Raw genomic sequence first — 16,886 nt, 5'->3', positions numbered from 1 at the left:
CGTGTACTGGGTCAGAAATGAGGCGATGCGCCTTCCGGCCGACCAGATCGTCCACAATATGGAAGCATCCGTCGCCAGCTAGCCGTAGAACGTCGTCTAGTTCGGACTCTCCCGCCCGCCGCTGCGGGGGAGGGTGGGCCTCGCGTCACCGACCGTCTGGAGAACAAAGCCACGTTTCCGAACGTCGCGAGGCCCCTCTCCCGAGCCGCTTCGCAGGCCACCCTCCCCCGCAGAGGGGGAGGGAAGGCTGAGCGACCGACGAGCCCGAACCCGATTTCCAACACGAACGCCATCCGCGCCGAGACGCGGGCGAGAGGACGCACCATGAAGAAGCTTCTGTTCCTGTTCGACACCGATGCGATGCCGTCCGTGTTCGACACCGTCGTCGGCTACGACGGCGGCGCCGACCACATCACCGGCTACGGCGGCGTGACGCCCGAGAACGTCGGCGCGCTCGTCGATGGCACGATCTACACCCGCGGCGGCTCGGAGAAGAAGTCAACGGCGATCTTCGTCGGCGGCGGCAACATGGCGGCCGGCGAGGCGGTGCTCGAGGCGGTGAAGAAGCGCTTCTTCGGCCCGTTCCGCGTCTCGACCATGCTCGATTCCAACGGCTCGAACACCACCGCCGCCGCCGGAGTCGCTCTGGTCGCGAAGGCCGCCGGCTCGCTCGAGGGCAAGAAGGCCGTGGTGCTCGCCGGCACCGGCCCGGTCGGCATGCGCTCGGCGGCCCTGCTCGCCCAGGAGGGCGCCGAGGTCGTCCTCGCCGCCCGTCAGCTCGACCGCGCGCAGGCGGCGGCGGACGCCGTCAACAAGCGCTTCGGCGTCGCCGTGACGGCGGCCGCGACCCCGGACGAGGCCTCGCGCGCCGAGATCGTCAAGGGCAAGAACCTGGTGTTCTCGGCCGGCGCCATCGGCATCGAGCTGCTGCCCGAGTCGGCCTGGAAGGACGAGGCCTCGATCGAGTTCGTGGCCGACTACAACGCCCAGCCGCCGCTCGGCTTCGGCGGCATCGACGCCATGGACAAGGGCAAGGACCGGCACGGCAAGAAGTCGTTCGGCGCACTGGGCATCGGCGGCCTGAAGCTGAAGCTCCATCGCGCCTGCGTCGGCCAGCTCTTCGACAGCACCGAGCAGGTGCTGGATGCCGAGGAGATCTACGCGCTCGCCAAGAAGATGGCCTGAACGGGGGAGTGGGGCGCATGGCCGAGCACGATACGATCGCGACCTTCCTCGACGGGCTGGCCAGCGCCGCCCCGACCCCCGGCGGCGGCGGTGCCGCCGCCATCTCCGGCGCCATGGGCGCGGCCCTGGTCTCGATGGTGTGCAACCTCACCATCGGCAAGAAGAAGTACGTCGAGGTCGAGGCCGAGCTGAAGGACATGCTCGTCCAGTCCGAGGCGCTGCGGGCGCAGCTCACCGGCATGATCGCCGAGGACGTCGCCGCCTTCGACGCGGTGATGGGGGCCTACGGGCTGCCCAAGGCCACCGACGACGAGAAGGCGGTCCGCGCCGAGCGGATCCAGGCGGCGCTGAAGGTGGCGACCGACGTGCCGCTCGCCTGCTGCCGCGCCTGCCGCGCGGTGATCGACCTCGCCGAGGTCGTCGCCGACAAGGGCAACCTCAACGTCATCTCGGATGCCGGCGTCGCCGTGCTCTCGGCCCATGCCGGCCTGCGCAGCGCGGCGCTGAACGTCTACGTCAATGCCAAGGGCCTCGACGACCGCGATTTCGCGCAGGGGCGCCTGACCGAGCTCGAGGCGCTGCTCGGCGATGCCGGCCCGCTCAACGAGAAGGTCTACGACGTGGTCAAGGCCAAGGTGAGCTGACGCGAAGCCCGTCGGCGGTCCCCGATCGGCGGCGATCGGGGACCGCCGACGGGCGAATTGCGAAGTTGGGAAACGATCGTCGCCAGAAGATTGTGCGACGCAACAAGAAGACCGCAAGCATTCCTTCGCCGATCAAGGCGAACTCAACGAGAATGCAAAAAAATTTAATGCGACACTGCTCTCCCCCAAAGTAAAATGAGGGCGTAGAAACGCAGCCAAGAACAGTACCGAAGGAGGCGCCCGATGGACGTGCACGAGTATCAGGCCAAGGAGCTGCTCGCGAGCTTCGGCGTCGCGGTTCCCAAGGGCGCCGTCGCCTTCAGCGCCGACCAGGCCGTCTACGCCGCGACCGAGCTCGGCGGCTCGTTCTGGGCGGTGAAGGCCCAGATCCATGCTGGCGCCCGCGGCAAGGCCGGCGGGATCAAGCTGTGCCGGACCTACAACGAGGTCCGCGACGCCGCCCGCGAGCTGCTCGGCAAGCGCCTCGTCACCCTGCAGACCGGGCCCGAGGGCAAGCCGGTGCAGCGGGTCTACGTCGAGACCGCCGACCCGTTCGAGCGCGAGCTGTATCTCGGCTACGTCCTCGACCGGAAGGCGGAGCGCGTCCGCGTGATCGCCTCCCAGCGCGGCGGCATGGACATTGAGGAGATCGCGGCTAGCGAGCCCGAGGCGCTGATCCAGGTGGTGGTTGAGCCGGCCGTCGGCCTGCAGCAGTTCCAGGCCCGCGAGATCGCGTTCCAGCTCGGCCTCAACATCAAGCAGGTCTCGGCCGCGGTGAAGACGATCATGAACGCCTACCGGGCGTTCCGCGACTGCGACGGCACCATGCTGGAGATCAACCCGCTCGTCGTCACCAAGGACGACCGCGTGCTGGCGCTCGACGCCAAGATGTCGTTCGACGACAACGCGATGTTCCGCCGCCGCAACATCGCCGACATGCACGACCCGTCGCAGGGCGACCCGCGCGAGGCCCAGGCCGCCGAGCACAACCTCAGCTACATCGGGCTGGAGGGCGAGATCGGCTGCATCGTCAACGGCGCCGGCCTCGCCATGGCGACCATGGACATGATCAAGCACGCGGGCGGCGAGCCGGCGAACTTCCTCGACGTCGGCGGCGGCGCGAGCCCCGAGCGCGTCGCCACCGCCTTCCGCCTCGTCCTGTCGGACAAAAACGTGAAGGCGATCCTCGTCAACATCTTCGCTGGCATCAACCGCTGCGACTGGGTCGCGGAGGGCGTGGTCCAGGCGGCGCGCGAGGTGAAGATCGAGGTGCCGTTGATCGTCCGGCTCGCCGGCACGAACGTCGAGGCCGGGCAGCGCATCCTGGCCGAGAGCGGGCTCGACCTGATCACCGCCGAGACCCTGTCGGAGGCCGCGCGCAAGGCCGTCGAGGCCTGCAACGGCACCAAGCACTGACGTCCGTGAGATAAGCGAAGGATACCGCCATGAGCATTCTCATCGACGAAACCACCCCGATCATCGTCCAGGGCATCACCGGCGACAAGGGCACCTTCCACGCCAAGGAGATGAAGGATTACGGCGCCAACGTCGTCGGCGGCGTCACCCCCGGCAAGGGCGGCAAGACCCATCTCGGCCTGCCGGTGTTCAACACCGTCAAGGACGCCGTGGAGGCGACGGGCGCCACCACCTCGATCACCTTCGTCGCCCCGCCCTTCGCCGCGGACGCGATCATGGAGGCGGCCGATGCCGGGCTGAAGCTGGTCTGCTCGATCACCGACGGCATCCCGGCCCAGGACATGATGCGGGTGAAGCGCTACCTGATGCGCTACCCCAAGGACCGCCGCACCATGGTGGTCGGCCCCAACTGCGCCGGCATCATCTCGCCCGGCAAGTCGATGCTCGGCATCATGCCGCCGCACATCTACCTGAAGGGCAACGTCGGCGTGATCTCGCGCTCGGGGACGCTCGGCTACGAGGCCGCCTCGCAGATGAAGGCGCACGGCATCGGCATCTCGACCTCGGTCGGCATCGGCGGCGACCCGATCAACGGCTCGTCCTTCCTCGACCACCTCGCGCTGTTCGAGCAGGACCCGGAGACCGCGGCCGTGCTGATGATCGGCGAGATCGGCGGCCCGCAGGAGGCCGAGGCCGCGGCCTGGATCAAGGCGAACTTCTCGAAGCCCGTGATCGGCTTCGTCGCCGGGCTCACGGCGCCGAAGGGCCGCCGCATGGGGCACGCCGGCGCGATCATCTCGGCCACCGGGGACAGCGCGGCCGAGAAGGCCGAGATCATGCGGTCCTACGGGCTGACCGTGGCGCCCGATCCCGGCTCGTTCGGCGACACCGTCGCCGAGGTGATGCGGCGGGCGGCGTAGCGCCCGAAGCGCGAACCTGAAGCGCGGGTCGCCTCTCCCATTCGGGAGGGGGACAGGGTGGGGGGCGTGACCTCTCCGGAATGACCTAGCCCCTCACCCCAACCCTCTCCCGCTCGGGAGAGGGGGCCGCGCGGTGCCACCCCCGCCAAAACGATATCCGCCCCAGGTGGCTTGATCCGATGCCAAAGACCCTTCACGCCTCCCTCGGCCATGCCGACGAGAACGCCTTCGCCCCGCCGGTGATCACCGGCACCTCGTCGAAGGAAGCCCTCGACATCCTGTTCCACGCGCTGCTCGACGTGGCGCGGCGGCACGAGCCGGAGCTGGAGGCCGTGCTGCACGGCACCGCCGACATCTCGACCTTCACGCCCGAGATGCTGGCCCGCGCGCTCCAGGTGCAGGGCATCTGGTTCCAGCTGCTGTCGATCGCCGAGCAGAACGTCGCCATGCGCCGGCGCCGGCACGTCGAGCGCACGGAGGGCCGCTCGGCCCTCGGCGGGTCCTTCGCCAAGGTGCTGGCGGAAGCCTCGGCCGGCGGCATCCCGGCGCCGCAGATCCATGCCCTGCTGAAGGACCTGCGCATCCGCCCGACGATCACCGCCCACCCGACCGAGGGCAAGCGCGTGACCGTGCTGGAGAAGTTCCGGCGCATCTACCTCGTGCTGCGCGAGCTCGAGTTGCCGCGCTGGACCACGCGCGAGCGCACCGGCCTGATGAACGAGCTGCGCGACCAGATCGAGCTGGTCTGGATGACCGGCGAGCTGCACCTGGAGAAGGCCACCGTCGAGCGCGAGGTCTCCTGGGGCCTGCACTTCTTCGACGAGACCTTGTTCGAGATGCTGCCGGAGGTGGTCTACTCGCTCGAGGAATCCCTGGCGCAGTACTACCCGGACGAGAAGTTCGAGGTGCCGGCCTTCTTTCAGTTCGGCTCCTGGATCGGCGGCGACCGCGACGGCAATCCCTACGTCACCGCCAGCGTCACCCGCGAGACGCTGAAGTGGAACGCGCTCGCCTCGCTCAGGCGCTACCGCGACGGCGTGCTTCATCTCGGCCGGGTGCTGTCGCTCACCGAGCGCTCGATGCCGGTGCCCGAGACCTTCCGGGCCGAGCTGGCCCGGGCCCTGTCCGAGAGCGGCGACGCCAAGGCGATCGCCGGCCGCAACCCCGGCGAGGCCTATCGCCAGTACCTGTCCTGCATCCTGCGCAAGATCGAGGCGACGATCCGGCGCAACGAGGGCGACCGCACGAGCGGGCCGGACTACCCGAGCGCCGACGGCCTGATCAACGACCTGCGCACCCTGGAGCAGGGCCTCGCGGACGCCAAGTGCACCTCGCTCGCCACCGACCTCGTGCGGCCGGTGCGGCGCATGGTCGAGATCTTCCGGTTCTCCACCGTCCGCCTCGACCTGCGCGAGAACACCACCCGCACCACGAAGACGCTGCACGCGCTCTACGCCCGCCAGAGCGGCGGCAAGGCGCCGCCGGACCTCGAGTCGCCCGAGTGGAAGGCCTGGCTCGTCGCCGAGCTGGCGCGGCCGCGGACCGGCGAAACCTCGTTCGAGGGCCTACCGGACGACGCCCGCGAGACCCTGGCCACCTTCGCGCTCGTCGGCGAGATGCGCGACACCCTCGACCGCGACGCGTTCGGCGCCTTCGTCCTGTCGATGACCCGCTCGGTGCCCGACATCCTCGGCGCCTACCTGCTGGCTAAGGAGGCCGGCCTCTACCTCGACGCCGCCGGCACCGAGATCTGCCCGCTGCCGATCGTGCCGCTGTTCGAGACCATCGAGGACCTGCGCGCCGCGCCGGCGATCATGAAGGAGCTCGTCGGCATCCCGGTGGTCCGCCGCTCCACCCGCTGGCAGGGCGGCGTGCAGGAGGTGATGATCGGCTACTCGGATTCGAACAAGGACGGCGGCTTCGTCGCCTCGAACTGGGAGCTGTACAAGGCGCAGGCGAAGCTGACGGCGCTCGGCAAGGAAGCCGGCGTGCCGATCGCGTTCTTCCACGGGCGCGGCGGCTCGGTGAGCCGCGGCGGCGTGCCGACCCAGCGCGGGATCGACGCGCAACCGCCCGGCTCGATCAACGGCCGCTTCCGCACCACCGAGCAGGGCGAGGTGGTCTCGTTCAAGTACGCCAACCGCGGCACCGCCGCCTACCAGATGGAGCTGCTGGCGGCCTCCGTGTTCGAACACGCGCTGCAATCCGAGCGGCAGCGCGCGAACCAGCCCCGGCACGAGTTCGACGATGCGCTGGAGGCGCTGTCCGGCGCCTCGCGCGCGGCCTACGTCAACCTGCTCCAGGCCGACGGCCTCGTGGACTACTTCCAGGCCGCGAGCCCGCTCGACGAGATCGCCCTACTCAACATCGGCTCGCGCCCGGCGCGGCGCTTCGGGGCGAAGTCGTTGAGCGACCTGCGCGCGATCCCCTGGGTGTTCGCATGGTCGCAGAACCGGCACGTCGTCACCGGCTGGTACGGCGTCGGCTCCGGCATCCGCAGCTTCCTCGACGTGCGCGGCGACCAGGGCGAAGCGCTGCTCAAGCGCCTGTTCCAGGAATGCCGGCTGTTCCGCCTGATCCTCGACGAGGTCGAGAAGACGCTGCTCATGGTCGATCTCGGCATCGCCCGGGATTACGCCGGCCTCGTCGCCGACCCGGAGATCCGCGACCGCATCTTCGGGATGATCGAGGCCGAGTACGCGCTGACGCGCGAGATGGTGCTGCGGATCACCGGCGGGCGGGAGCTGGCCGAGCGCGCGCCGCTGTTCCGCGACCGTCTCACCGGCCGCCTGCCGACGATCAACCAGGTCGGCCGCGAGCAGGTCGAGCTGCTGCGCCGGTTCCGCGCCGAGACCGACGAGGACAAGCGCGAGGCGGTGAAATCCGCGCTCCTGCTCTCGATCAACTGCATCGCCGTCGGCTTCGGTGCGACCGGCTGATGCAAACGTATCGCCTAGGCCTGTCGCCGAGAACGCACAGGCCCATGTTGAAACCGACGGTTCGGGCGGCCTAGCTGAGCCCGCGCTCTGACGGCGGCACCGCAAGCCGCCCGACTTCCCAGGGAAACAGGAGACCCCCCATGAGCTTCACCCTCGTCCAGCAGGCCACCCCGCGGCTCCACCGCTCCGAACTCGCGGTGCCGGGCTCGAACCCGACCTTCATGGAGAAGTCGGCAACCTCGAACGCCGACGTGATCTTCCTCGACCTCGAGGACGCGGTCGCGCCGGATGACAAGGAGAAGGCCCGCACCAACATCATCGCTGCCCTCAACGACATCGATTGGGGCTCGAAGACCATGATGATCCGCATCAACGGTCTCGACACCCACTACATGTACCGCGACGTGGTCGACATCGTCGAAGCCTGTCCGCGCCTCGACATGATCCTGATCCCGAAGGTCGGCGTGCCGGCCGACGTCTACGCCATCGACGTGCTGGTGACGCAGATCGAGCAGGCCAAGAAGCGCGAGAAGAAGCTCGGCTTCGAGGTGCTGATCGAGACCGCGCTCGGCATGGCCAACGTCGAGGCGATCGCGACCTCCTCGAAGCGCCTCGAGGCGATGTCCTTCGGCGTCGCCGACTATGCCGCGTCCTGCCGCGCCCGCGCCCAGGTCATCGGCGGGGTGAACCCCGATTACAGCGTGCTCACCGACAAGGACGAGAGCGGCAAGCGCGAGACCCACTGGCAGGATCCGTGGCTGTTCGCCCAGCAGCGCATGCTGGTGGCCTGCCGCGCCTACGGCCTGCGCCCAATCGACGGCCCGTTCGGCGACTTCTCCGATCCCGACGGCTACACCTCCGCGGCCCGGCGCTGCGCGTCGGCCGGCTACGAGGGCAAGTGGGCGATCCACCCCTCGCAGATCGACCTCGCCAACGAGGTGTTTACCCCGTCCGAGGCCGAGGTCACCAAGGCGCGCCGCATCCTCGTGGCGATGGAAGAAGCCGCCAAGGCCGGCCGCGGCGCCGTCTCCCTCGACGGCCGCCTGATCGACATCGCCTCGATCCGCATGGCCGAGGCGCTGATCGAGAAGGCCAACGCGATGTCGGCCAAGTAGGCCGGCAGAGGCAGGCCGACCGACGCGATCGATCCGCGGCCGCCCCGGGACATCCGGGGCGGCCGTCCTTGTTCTCGGCACCGGGCGCAACCTCGACCGTTGTCGATCGGTATCCCCGCCGAGGCTGCGGGGACGACGCGCCCCGGTCCGGCGGCGCCATCAGGGAGATGACACCATGCACGTCACCATCGAGCAGGCGGAGACCGCGATCGCCGCCGCCAAAGCCAAGGCCGCCGAACTCGGCACGCAGATGTGCATCGCCGTCGTCGATTCCGGCGGAAACCTGAAGGCGTTCTACCGCATGGACGGCGCCTGGGTCGGCTCGATCGACATCGCCCAGAAGAAGGCCAAGACCTCGGTGTTCTTCGGCATGATGACCGGGCAGATCGGCGCGCTGTCGCAGCCGGGCGGCCCGCTCTACGGCATCGAGCACTCGAACGACGGGCTGATCACCTTCCCCGGCGGCATCCCGATCGTCGACGCGGACGGCGAGATGTCGGGCGCCATCGGCGTCAGCGGCTCGACCGTGGAGAACGACCACGTGGTGGCCGAGGCCGGCGCCAGCACGATCGGCAAGACCGAGCTGCCGGCCCACCCCTGGCGGACCTGAGCCGCGCCACGGCCACGCCGATGCCCGGCGCCGAGGGCGCGACCCGCGGACGGGTCGCGCCCTCGGCCCGCAGGAGATGCACCGGCGCCGACGCGCGCCGGTCTACTGTTTTCGCGCGTTTCGAATGCTCGATTTCGCGCTTGAAGATTCGACGAAATCGATGGAAGCTGCCGTCCATCCCGGCTGCTTCGACCATGACTTGTCGAGCCACGGATCCATTTGCAACGGACGTGCGCACGCCTTGCCGCCGCGCGCGGGCCTTCGCTTGATCGTCGAGGCGCGACCGATGGCATTGCTTCGCTCCGTATTCGCTGCGTCCCTCCTCGCCGCGATCGGGTTGGCGGCGACGCCCCAGCAAGGGCGCGCCTGCGGCGACGGGGAGGCGCCGGTCTCCTGCGGCGATGCCGGCTCGGAAGCCTCCGCCAAGTGGATGCTGAAGCACGTCGTCGCGGCGATCGCGGCCGACGCGCCGGCGGCGCTCACGCATTTCACCAAGGGGGAGGCGGGGTTCCGCACCGCCGACACCTACGTCTTCTGCGTCGGGCCGGACGGCGTGATGAGCGCGCATCCCAACCCGATCCTGCAGGGCCAGAACGTGCGCGACCTGCACGACAGCAACGGCACCTACTTCATCCGCCAGATGTTGGAGACGGCCAAGGCCGGCACGGTCGCCGAGATCCGCTACCTGTTCCCCAAGCCGGGCAGCACCGTCGCGCTCCAGAAGACCACCTACTACACCCGCGCCGGCGACCAGGTGTGCGGCGTCGGCGTCTACGATTCGGACGGGGCCGGGCCGGCGGACAGCCCCGTCGCCCGGATGGCGCAGCTGCGCGACCGTCTCGACGCCGAGATGCCGCCGGCGCTGCGCGGGAACTGGACCGCCTTCCTCGAAGCGCTGAACGCCGAGACCGGCGCCAAGGCCGCGGCGATGGCGAAGGCGCGGGCCGGCCTGCAGGCGGCCGAGGCCGCGCTGGCGCCGCCCCCGCCGACCGCGCCGGACGACTGATGCGGGCCCGCGCGCGAGGAGGCCCGCACACCAACGGTTAAGCCTGTCGACCTATCACCGAGCATCCCTCATGCGTCGTGCCGGGAGAGGCGCCGTTGACCCGTGACCAAGTCGCCACCGCAATCCGGCGCCTCGCCGCCTCGCAGGTCGAGGACATCGAGCGTGCCGTCAAGGACGGGCACAAGACGATCGCGCTGAACGAGCTGGCGGACCTGAACCGCCAGCTGAAGGCCTTCGCCGCCGCCCTCAAGAAGGCGCCGGTCCGGGCGTGACGTCGATCCCGTGATCCCTGGATCGCAGGATGATCGTCGACACGGCGGGACGTCGCGTTTTCCGCCACGGAGATCTCATTCATCTCAGGCGGGGGCGTCCTCGCCCCCCGGGCTACCAGCGCGGGCCGCCCCAATCGCGATCCGGGATGTCGACCGGCGGCCGCGGCGGGTGATCGAAGACGACCGGGCGACGGGGGCCGTCATCGTATCCGCCCGGCTCGTCGCAGACCCGGACACGGCGCACCACCTCCTCGCCATAGGCGTCGATGCGGCGCTTCACGAAGCTGCGGCAGCGCTCGGGCGGCTCGAAATCCGGGCCGGCGGTGAAGCGCGGGCGGCGGAAGGCCGGCTCGGGCGGGGGCGGCTCCCGGTGGGCGTAGCCGCCGTATTCCGGGTGCGGCGGCGGATAGGGCCCGTCGAAATCCGCGGCCCGTGCGGCGCCGACGGAGGCTTGGCCCGCGAGGACGAGCGCGCAGAACCCGGCAAGACGGAAACGGTGGAGCGACACGACATGTCCTCGCGCAATGCGTGGCCGGCGGCCATCGAAGCCCGGAGGATGATCGAGGGAGGCTGAACCGTTCGCGAGCGGACGCGTCGGGATCCGTTCAGCTTCGATCCGCGGCGGTCACAGGTCCTTCGGCACCGTGCCGCGCACGGCACAGCGCCACTTCGCGACGTGGAGGTCGGGGTGCGCCGCCTGCCATTCGGCGAGGACGCTCTGGGCGTGGCGCAGGCAGATGAACGGGTTGCTGCCCTCGTAGGACATCGGGATCTGGTCGTCGTGGCACTGCGTCGGTTGCGACAGCAGACAGGCGGACAGCAGGATCAGCATCGGCAGGACGTCCTCGCAGGGTCCCGGCTCCGCGGCCGGGTTGAGAGGATCATAAGACGACGCCGAGGTCCGTGGGAAGTGCTGCGGCGAGGACGGCACGTGAGCCTGCCTCCCCCCCCACTGCGAGGGGAGGCAGGAGCGGCTCTCAGGCCGCCGCCCAGATCTCGCCCTTGGCGATCGTCGCGAGGTCGCCGGAATAGCGCCGCAGCGGGCCGGCGGCGATCTCGGCGTGGCGCGGGCTCAGGGTCTTGAGCGAGCGCGCCAGCAGCCGCAGGAAGACGAGGTCGTGCTCGCCGGTCTCGACGAAGGTCGGCGTCAGGCGCCCGTGGCTGCCGAGGAGGAGCGTGCCGCGGCGCATGCCGTAGCCGGCGTCGTCGCCGACGGACCCGGCGGCGATCGTGCCGGCGATCATCCGCGAGCCGGCGTAATCGCCCGCGCGCTCGACCAGGATCAGCCCGCGCCGCATGCGGTCGCCGAGATGGCGGCCGGCGGTGCCCTTGATGACCAGCGTCGCGCCGTCGAGCCCGGCCTTGGCCGCGTAGACCGCGCCGCCGGCGTAATCGCCGGCATCGCCCGCGATGGTGATGGTGCCGCCGGTGGCGCCGGTGCCGGCGAACGGGCCGGCCGTGCCGGTGACGGTCAGCGTGCCGCCGGCCATGCCCTCGCCGAGCCGCTGGCCGACGTCGCCGACGACGCGGATCGTGCCGGCCGCGAGCGCGCCGCCGACGCGGTCGAGCCGCTCGTGGCCACCCTCGATGGTGAGGCTGTCGCCGCCGTCGAGCGACACCTGGAAGCAGTCGCCGAGCACCAGGCCGCGCCGGGTGGTGCCGATCGGCAGGCGCTCGGCCTCGGCCGGCGAGAGCGCGGCCAGGGTCGCCGGCGCGATGTTGAGGAAGTCGAGGCGCTCGGGGGGCGCTTGCCGCAGGGAGAGGACGCTCACGCTACGGTCTCCTTCGCGGCGGGATTCTTGTCGAGCAAGTCGCGCAGGCGGTAGTGGTGCCGCCCGAGGTTGCCGCCGTAATTGCCGGCGGTGACCGCGACGAGGCCGTGCTGCGCGCCGATCTCGGTCGCGGCGTGGAGCGCCGCCCGCATCGAATCGGAGACGCCCTGCGAGGTCAGCGCGTCGATGACGATCTCCAGGACCACGCCGCATTCGGGCGGCAGCGCCGAGCCGGCCCGGCCTTTCAGCGTCGGGCAGTAGGCGTCGTTGGTCGAGGCCATCATGCCCTTGGTGCGGCCGCCGACCTTCGAGCCGGAGCGGACGATGCCGCCGGGGAAGGGCAGGATCGCCCCGGGGATGGCCTTGGCGGCCTCCACGGCGACCTCGGCCACCGTCAGCGTCTCGGCGTGGGTGCGGCCGAGGAACAGCAGGTTGCCGCCGCCGACCGCGCCGTCGACCGCGCGCACGGAATCCTCGCACAGGAACTCGCCGTCCATCACCGGGATGCGCCAGTAGCGCCGCATCCTGCCGGTGTGGTCCGGCAGGCGCTTGGCGATGGCGAAACCATCGCCGAAGTAGCGGATCGCGCCGCCGAGCTTGATCTTGGTCGGCCCCTCGACGCCGGCGAAGCACGCCGTCCCGGGGCAGGTGAGGATGCACTGCCCGACGCGCTTCAGCAGCTGCTCCTTGAGCCCGTTCGGCTCGAAGCCGAACAGCAGGATGCGCACGCCCGGGCGCCCATCCGGCGTCTCCTCGGGCGACAGCTCGGCGTCGATCCCGGCCTCGGCGCCGCAGCCGATCACCGAGGTGGCGAAGCCGGTCATGGTCGTGGCCGCGATCATCGCCCACTTCGCGGTGTCGTTGGTGACGACGATCGCGGTGCCGGCGACGTCGAACGCCTCCGCGAAGGTGTCCTCGACGCGGATGCCGTTGAGGGTGAGGTCAGACATTCCGGTTCCCGTCCCTCGCGCAAAGCCGCTCGCTCATGCCCGGCATGCCACGTCCTCGAACACCTCAGCCTCGGGGAAGGCCGCGTCCGGCACGGCGAAGCTGTCGAGCCCCTGGCCGAACCGGTCCTGCAGGTAGGCGTCGGTGCGGCGCTCCATCGCCTTGTCGGACTCGACCGTGAGCGACAGCGAGCGGCCGACGTGCCAGTGCACGACCTCGCCGTCCTCGACGATCGCCACGCCGTCCTTGAGCACGAGCTTGGCGCTCGCAAACATCGCGGTGCGGTTCCTGTCCTCGCGGTAGACCGCGATGTCGGCGCGCGCGCCGGCGCGCAGGTGCCCGCGATCGGAAAGGCCGAGGAGCTTGGCCGGCCCCGAGCGGGTCAGCTCGGCGATCTCGGAGAAGGAGTATTCGCGCTCGATCTCGGGCAGCGACGAGCGCTCGCCGACGACCTTGGGCAGCGTCGCGATCTCGCGGTCGCGCTCCTCCTTGTCCATCAGCAGGTGGATGATGCGCGGATAGGCGGTGAACGGGCCGCCGTTCGGGTGGTCGGTGGTCAGGATCGTGCGCTCGGGCTCGTTCGAGAGCAGCATGATCTCGAGGCCGATCGCCCATTGCAGCGAGCTCGTCGGCCCGCGCGGCTTGTACAGGAACGGCACCACGCCGCCGCCCTCGGCATCGCCCGCGTTCAGCACCCACTTCTTCGGGTTGGCGCCCTTGCGGCCGCCGAACTGGCGCAGGATGTCCATCGAGACCGTGACGGTCTGGCCGAACACCACCTGCCCGATGTCGAGGGTCGCGTTCGGGTTCGCGTGCATCGCGTCGACGATGCGGCGCGCCGCCGAGCGGAAGCCGCCTGTGCCCGGGTTCGCGGGGTCGGCCGCGCCGTAGGCGTAGAACTGGGCGTGGGCGAAGTGGATGCGCCGGCCCTCGGCCGCATCCAGCGTCTCGACGAAGCTGTCGTCGGCGCCGGGCAGCCCGAGGTTGTTGCAGTGGACGTGCAGCGGGTGCGGCACGCCGATCGCCTCGACCGCGTCGAGGAGCGAGCCCATGATCTTGCGGGTCGAGAGCCCGTAGACCGGGATCTCGTCGTCGAGGCTGAGCTTGAGCACGCCGTCCTTGAAGGCCGAGGCGCCACCGGCGTTGATGCACTTGACCCCGAGCGCCCGGCTTTGCGCCACGTTGAGCGCCACGAGGTCGCGGACCGCGTCCCGGCTCTCGCCCGCGCGCAGCAGCTGCAGCAGCTGGTCGTCGTTGCCCATCACCGCGAGCGCGCCGCGGTCGAGCAGCGGGATGTCGGCCAATTCGAGCTGCGTCGCGAGCGCGTGGGTCGGCGGCATCGCCGGCTCGACCGCCGTGGTGTAGCCCATCTTGGCGTAGGCCGCGCCGATCCAGGCCGCCGCGCCGCCGGCATGGGCGAAGGGGTGGCCGTTCGGCGCCGTCTCGCTGACGTAGAGGTCGGGCAGCAGCAGCCGCGAGGTGATGACGTTGCCGCCGGCGATGTGCGAGTGCACCTCGACGCCGCCGGCCATCACCACGCAGCCCGTCGCGTCGACGGTGCGGTCGGGGGTCCGCTCGGAGGGGGCGACGACGCGGCCGTCCTCCACCCAGACGTCGCCGACGCCGTCGCGGCCGGCCGTCGGGTCGACCACCCGGCCGCCCTGGATCCGGATCAGCATCAGGAATCCTTCCCAGCGAAATGGTGTTCGATGCGGGCCAGCACGTCGGCGGCCGAAGCGCCGCCCCCCGTGCCGGGTCGGTAGGTGAGGGCGGCGCGGCCCTCGTTCCAGAGGACGCCGCCGGCGCTCGCGCCGGGCACGCCGACCGCGATCACGACCTCGGCGGTGCCGGGGGCGGCCTCGAGGCTGCCCGCGCCGACGATCGCGATCGAGGGCAGGGCGCCGAGCCAGTCGGGGCGCGCGGCCGGAAGCGTCGAGAGCCACAGCGCGGCGTCGGCCTCGCCGGTCGAGACCTGCCGCGCGGCGTCGAAGCGCCAGGGATCGTGCTCGGGGACCTTGCGGCCGAAGCCGGTGCGCGGGGCCTGGCCCGTGGTCCAGGCCGCGACCTGCACCACCGAGCGGTCCTGGTCGGGGCCGCCGAGCGAGAGCGCGAAGCAGCGCGTGATCTCGTTCACGTCGCGCACCAGCCCCTGCACCGTCTCGACGCCGAGCTCGCCGAGCTCGGCCGGGTCGTAGAGCACCGCGCCGTACCGGGCGGCGTAGAGCGCGCGGGCGATCTCGTTGAGCGGGGTGGCGTCCTTGAGGTGCCCCTTGGCATGGGCGCGGAGCAGGGCGAGGTCGGAAGCCAGCGCCTGAGCGGATGCGCCGGCGACGGCGAGCACCTGGCGGTCGGCCCCGGCCGCGAGGCCGCGCACCGGCTTGCTGCCGCGCAGGGCCGAGGCAAGGGTGCTGGTGCCGGCCTTGGCGCCGACGACGAGCACCACGTCGGCCCGCCCCTGGACCTCGGCCGGCGTCGACGTCATCGCGCCGACGCGGCTGAGCGCTCCGAGGTCGGCGTAGGTGCCGGCGGCGCCCTGCGTATCGAGGGAGGCGCCGATCGTGCCGGCGAGGCGGTAGGCGGCGCGAATCGCGGCGACGTCGGCGTTCAGTCCGGCGAAGACCGGTGCATGCGCGGCGGCGAGCAGAGCGGCGGCGGCCGCGATGGCGCCCTCCGCATCGGTCGCGTCACCCTTCACCCAGGCTGTCATGCGTCCTCACCCGAACCGTTTCTTGAGGCGTCGCAGATCGTCGCCGTAAGACCGGGGAGGACGGCCGAAGGACCGTCGCAGCCGGAATGGCCTGCCCGAACGGGATGCGATCCCGCCCCGGCGGCACTCGGAATGCCTGCGCTGGAGGGCACGTTTGCATCGCTCGGACGCCGCAGGCAACCCTGTCGCCGCGATTTGCGGCCGCTTCGCCCCGACAGGCGGTTGCCCGGCGGGGCGCCTCCATGGGAGAAGCCGGCTCCCGCGGGGACCGATTTCCCGAGAGGTCCGCCGCGACGGCAGGATGAAGCGGCGTGGCGAAGGCGGAGGGGATCGACGTGTCTGAACCCGCACGCGGCCGCTCCGAGGCCGCCTCGCGCTCCGTCCACGTCCACGCGCCGGCGCGCCTGCATTTCGGGTTCCTCGACCTGCATGGCGGACTCGGCCGCCGCTTCGGCAGCATCGGCCTGGCGATCGACGCCCCCGGCGTCCGACTCACCGCGAGCGCCGCCGACGGGCTGTCCGTCTCGGGACCGGAGGAGGGCCGCGTCCGCGGCTACGTCCACGCGGCGGCGAGCCATCTCGGCGTCGCCGAATCGGTCGCGATCCGGGTCGAGGAGGCGATTCCGGCTCATGCCGGGTTCGGCTCGGGCACGCAGCTCGCGCTTAGCGTGGCCGCGGCCCTGGCCCGCCTCTCGGGCAAGCCGTTCTCGGCCGAGGATTTCTCGAACGCGCTCGATCGCGGCAACCGGTCCGGCGTCGGGCTGTCGGCCTTCACCGAGGGCGGGTTGATCGTCGACGGCGGACGCGACGCCACCGGAGCGCCGCCGCCGGTGATCGCCCGCCTGGCCTACCCCGACCCGTGGCGCGTCGTGCTGATCCTCGACCGCGACGCCACCGGCATCCACGGCTCGCGCGAGCAGCGCGCCTTCGCCGAGCTGCCGCGCTTTCCCGAGCGCCAGGCCGCCGAGATCTGCCGGATCGTGCTCATGCAGGTGATGCCGGCGGCGGTGCTCGCCGAGCCGCAGGGCTTCGGCGCCGGCATCACCCAGATCCAGCGCCTGATCGGCGACCACTTCGCGCCGCACCAGGGTGGGCGCTACGCCAGCCCCGCCGTCGCGGAGGCGCTGCGGACGATCGCCGACCAGGGCGTCGCCGGCTACGGCCAGAGCTCCTGGGGACCGACCGGCTTCGCGCTGATGCCGTCGGAGGCCGACGCCCGCGCGCTCGTCGCCGGGCTGGACCGGCCGGGCCCGCTGCGCTTCCTCATCGCGCGGGGCCGGAACACGGGCGCCGAGATCACGACCGCCTGAACCGGCACGCTTGACCGCGGGCGTCGATTGCGACTCTCAACG

General features: G+C 71.0%; 16 protein-coding genes. 10 read left to right on the top strand and 6 right to left on the bottom strand.

Annotated features, from left to right (window positions below; translation table 11 throughout):
- Window positions 1-324 precede the first annotated feature (324 nt).
- The 9 genes from MKK70_RS02855 (at window position 325) to MKK70_RS02815 (ending at window position 10,107) form a co-directional block, all read left to right on the top strand.
- Window positions 325-1,185 carry an NADP-dependent methylenetetrahydromethanopterin/methylenetetrahydrofolate dehydrogenase gene (locus MKK70_RS02855; RefSeq protein WP_147726359.1) on the top strand — a complete coding sequence of 287 codons (861 nt, stop codon included), beginning with the start codon at window positions 325-327 and terminating at the stop codon, window positions 1,183-1,185.
- A 17-nt stretch (window positions 1,186-1,202) separates the two neighbouring features.
- Window positions 1,203-1,829, top strand: coding sequence for a methenyltetrahydrofolate cyclohydrolase (gene fchA, locus MKK70_RS02850; RefSeq protein WP_147726360.1), 627 nt, complete (start codon window positions 1,203-1,205; stop codon window positions 1,827-1,829).
- A gap of 243 nt (window positions 1,830-2,072) precedes the next feature.
- Window positions 2,073-3,245, top strand: coding sequence for a malate--CoA ligase subunit beta (locus MKK70_RS02845; protein WP_147726361.1), 1,173 nt, complete (start codon window positions 2,073-2,075; stop codon window positions 3,243-3,245).
- 29 nt (window positions 3,246-3,274) lie between these two features.
- Complete coding sequence (gene sucD / locus MKK70_RS02840) at window positions 3,275-4,165, top strand: succinate--CoA ligase subunit alpha (protein ID WP_147726362.1); 891 nt, start codon at window positions 3,275-3,277, stop codon at window positions 4,163-4,165.
- A 179-nt stretch (window positions 4,166-4,344) separates the two neighbouring features.
- A complete protein-coding gene (locus MKK70_RS02835) occupies window positions 4,345-7,104 on the top strand; it encodes a phosphoenolpyruvate carboxylase (protein WP_243945719.1) in 2,760 nt (919 codons plus the stop codon).
- Window positions 7,105-7,244: 140 nt separating this feature from the next.
- Window positions 7,245-8,219, top strand: coding sequence for an HpcH/HpaI aldolase/citrate lyase family protein (locus MKK70_RS02830; RefSeq protein WP_147726364.1), 975 nt, complete (start codon window positions 7,245-7,247; stop codon window positions 8,217-8,219).
- A gap of 175 nt (window positions 8,220-8,394) precedes the next feature.
- Window positions 8,395-8,829, top strand: a complete 435-nt coding sequence (locus MKK70_RS02825) for a GlcG/HbpS family heme-binding protein (protein WP_147726365.1) — start codon at window positions 8,395-8,397, stop codon at window positions 8,827-8,829.
- Window positions 8,830-9,115: 286 nt separating this feature from the next.
- Complete coding sequence (locus MKK70_RS02820; protein WP_147858208.1) at window positions 9,116-9,835, top strand: cache domain-containing protein; 720 nt, start codon at window positions 9,116-9,118, stop codon at window positions 9,833-9,835.
- 95 nt (window positions 9,836-9,930) lie between these two features.
- Window positions 9,931-10,107: a hypothetical protein gene (locus tag MKK70_RS02815; RefSeq protein ID WP_187274652.1), complete on the top strand. Its 177-nt coding sequence runs from the start codon at window positions 9,931-9,933 to the stop codon at window positions 10,105-10,107.
- Between the two features lie 112 nt (window positions 10,108-10,219).
- On the opposite strand, the gene MKK70_RS02810 is transcribed toward MKK70_RS02815, so the two are convergent.
- The 6 genes from MKK70_RS02810 to MKK70_RS02785 form a co-directional block, all read right to left on the bottom strand.
- Complete coding sequence (locus MKK70_RS02810) at window positions 10,220-10,615, bottom strand: hypothetical protein (RefSeq protein WP_243945717.1); 396 nt, start codon at window positions 10,613-10,615, stop codon at window positions 10,220-10,222.
- Between the two features lie 117 nt (window positions 10,616-10,732).
- Window positions 10,733-10,939: a hypothetical protein gene (locus tag MKK70_RS02805; protein ID WP_147729737.1), complete on the bottom strand. Its 207-nt coding sequence runs from the start codon at window positions 10,937-10,939 to the stop codon at window positions 10,733-10,735.
- 145 nt (window positions 10,940-11,084) lie between these two features.
- The gene (locus tag MKK70_RS02800; protein WP_147858209.1) at window positions 11,085-11,879 is read right to left on the bottom strand and encodes a formylmethanofuran dehydrogenase subunit C; all 795 of its coding nucleotides are present in this window, start codon (window positions 11,877-11,879) and stop codon (window positions 11,085-11,087) included.
- Window positions 11,876-12,829 carry a formylmethanofuran--tetrahydromethanopterin N-formyltransferase gene (gene fhcD / locus MKK70_RS02795; RefSeq protein WP_147842526.1) on the bottom strand — a complete coding sequence of 318 codons (954 nt, stop codon included), beginning with the start codon at window positions 12,827-12,829 and terminating at the stop codon, window positions 11,876-11,878. The genes MKK70_RS02800 and fhcD overlap by 4 nt, the downstream gene beginning before the upstream one ends.
- Before the next feature lie 33 nt (window positions 12,830-12,862).
- Window positions 12,863-14,506, bottom strand: coding sequence for a formylmethanofuran dehydrogenase subunit A (locus tag MKK70_RS02790; protein WP_243945715.1), 1,644 nt, complete (start codon window positions 14,504-14,506; stop codon window positions 12,863-12,865).
- Window positions 14,506-15,534: a formyltransferase gene (locus tag MKK70_RS02785; protein ID WP_147842524.1), complete on the bottom strand. Its 1,029-nt coding sequence runs from the start codon at window positions 15,532-15,534 to the stop codon at window positions 14,506-14,508. The genes MKK70_RS02790 and MKK70_RS02785 overlap by 1 nt, the downstream gene beginning before the upstream one ends.
- Window positions 15,535-15,869: 335 nt before the next feature.
- On the opposite strand from MKK70_RS02785, the gene MKK70_RS02780 reads away from it, so the two are divergent.
- A complete protein-coding gene (locus MKK70_RS02780) occupies window positions 15,870-16,844 on the top strand; it encodes a beta-ribofuranosylaminobenzene 5'-phosphate synthase family protein (protein WP_243945723.1) in 975 nt (324 codons plus the stop codon).
- Window positions 16,845-16,886 lie beyond the last annotated feature (42 nt).

Origin of the sequence: Methylobacterium sp. E-041, assembly GCF_022829665.1 — a bacterium.
Lineage (GTDB): Bacteria > Pseudomonadota > Alphaproteobacteria > Rhizobiales > Beijerinckiaceae > Methylobacterium.
This window is presented reverse-complemented; position numbering and strand designations above follow the sequence as displayed.

Coding starts and splice junctions, on each gene's coding strand:
- MKK70_RS02855 (WP_147726359.1), top strand. CDS start 325: ATGAAGAAGCTTCTGTTCCTGTTCGACACCGATGCGATGCCGTCCGTG.
- fchA (WP_147726360.1), top strand. CDS start 1,203: ATGGCCGAGCACGATACGATCGCGACCTTCCTCGACGGGCTGGCCAGC.
- MKK70_RS02845 (WP_147726361.1), top strand. CDS start 2,073: ATGGACGTGCACGAGTATCAGGCCAAGGAGCTGCTCGCGAGCTTCGGC.
- sucD (WP_147726362.1), top strand. CDS start 3,275: ATGAGCATTCTCATCGACGAAACCACCCCGATCATCGTCCAGGGCATC.
- MKK70_RS02835 (WP_243945719.1), top strand. CDS start 4,345: ATGCCAAAGACCCTTCACGCCTCCCTCGGCCATGCCGACGAGAACGCC.
- MKK70_RS02830 (WP_147726364.1), top strand. CDS start 7,245: ATGAGCTTCACCCTCGTCCAGCAGGCCACCCCGCGGCTCCACCGCTCC.
- MKK70_RS02825 (WP_147726365.1), top strand. CDS start 8,395: ATGCACGTCACCATCGAGCAGGCGGAGACCGCGATCGCCGCCGCCAAA.
- MKK70_RS02820 (WP_147858208.1), top strand. CDS start 9,116: ATGGCATTGCTTCGCTCCGTATTCGCTGCGTCCCTCCTCGCCGCGATC.
- MKK70_RS02805 (WP_147729737.1), bottom strand. CDS start 10,939: ATGCTGATCCTGCTGTCCGCCTGTCTGCTGTCGCAACCGACGCAGTGC.
- fhcD (WP_147842526.1), bottom strand. CDS start 12,829: ATGTCTGACCTCACCCTCAACGGCATCCGCGTCGAGGACACCTTCGCG.
- MKK70_RS02790 (WP_243945715.1), bottom strand. CDS start 14,506: ATGCTGATCCGGATCCAGGGCGGCCGGGTGGTCGACCCGACGGCCGGC.
- MKK70_RS02785 (WP_147842524.1), bottom strand. CDS start 15,534: ATGACAGCCTGGGTGAAGGGTGACGCGACCGATGCGGAGGGCGCCATC.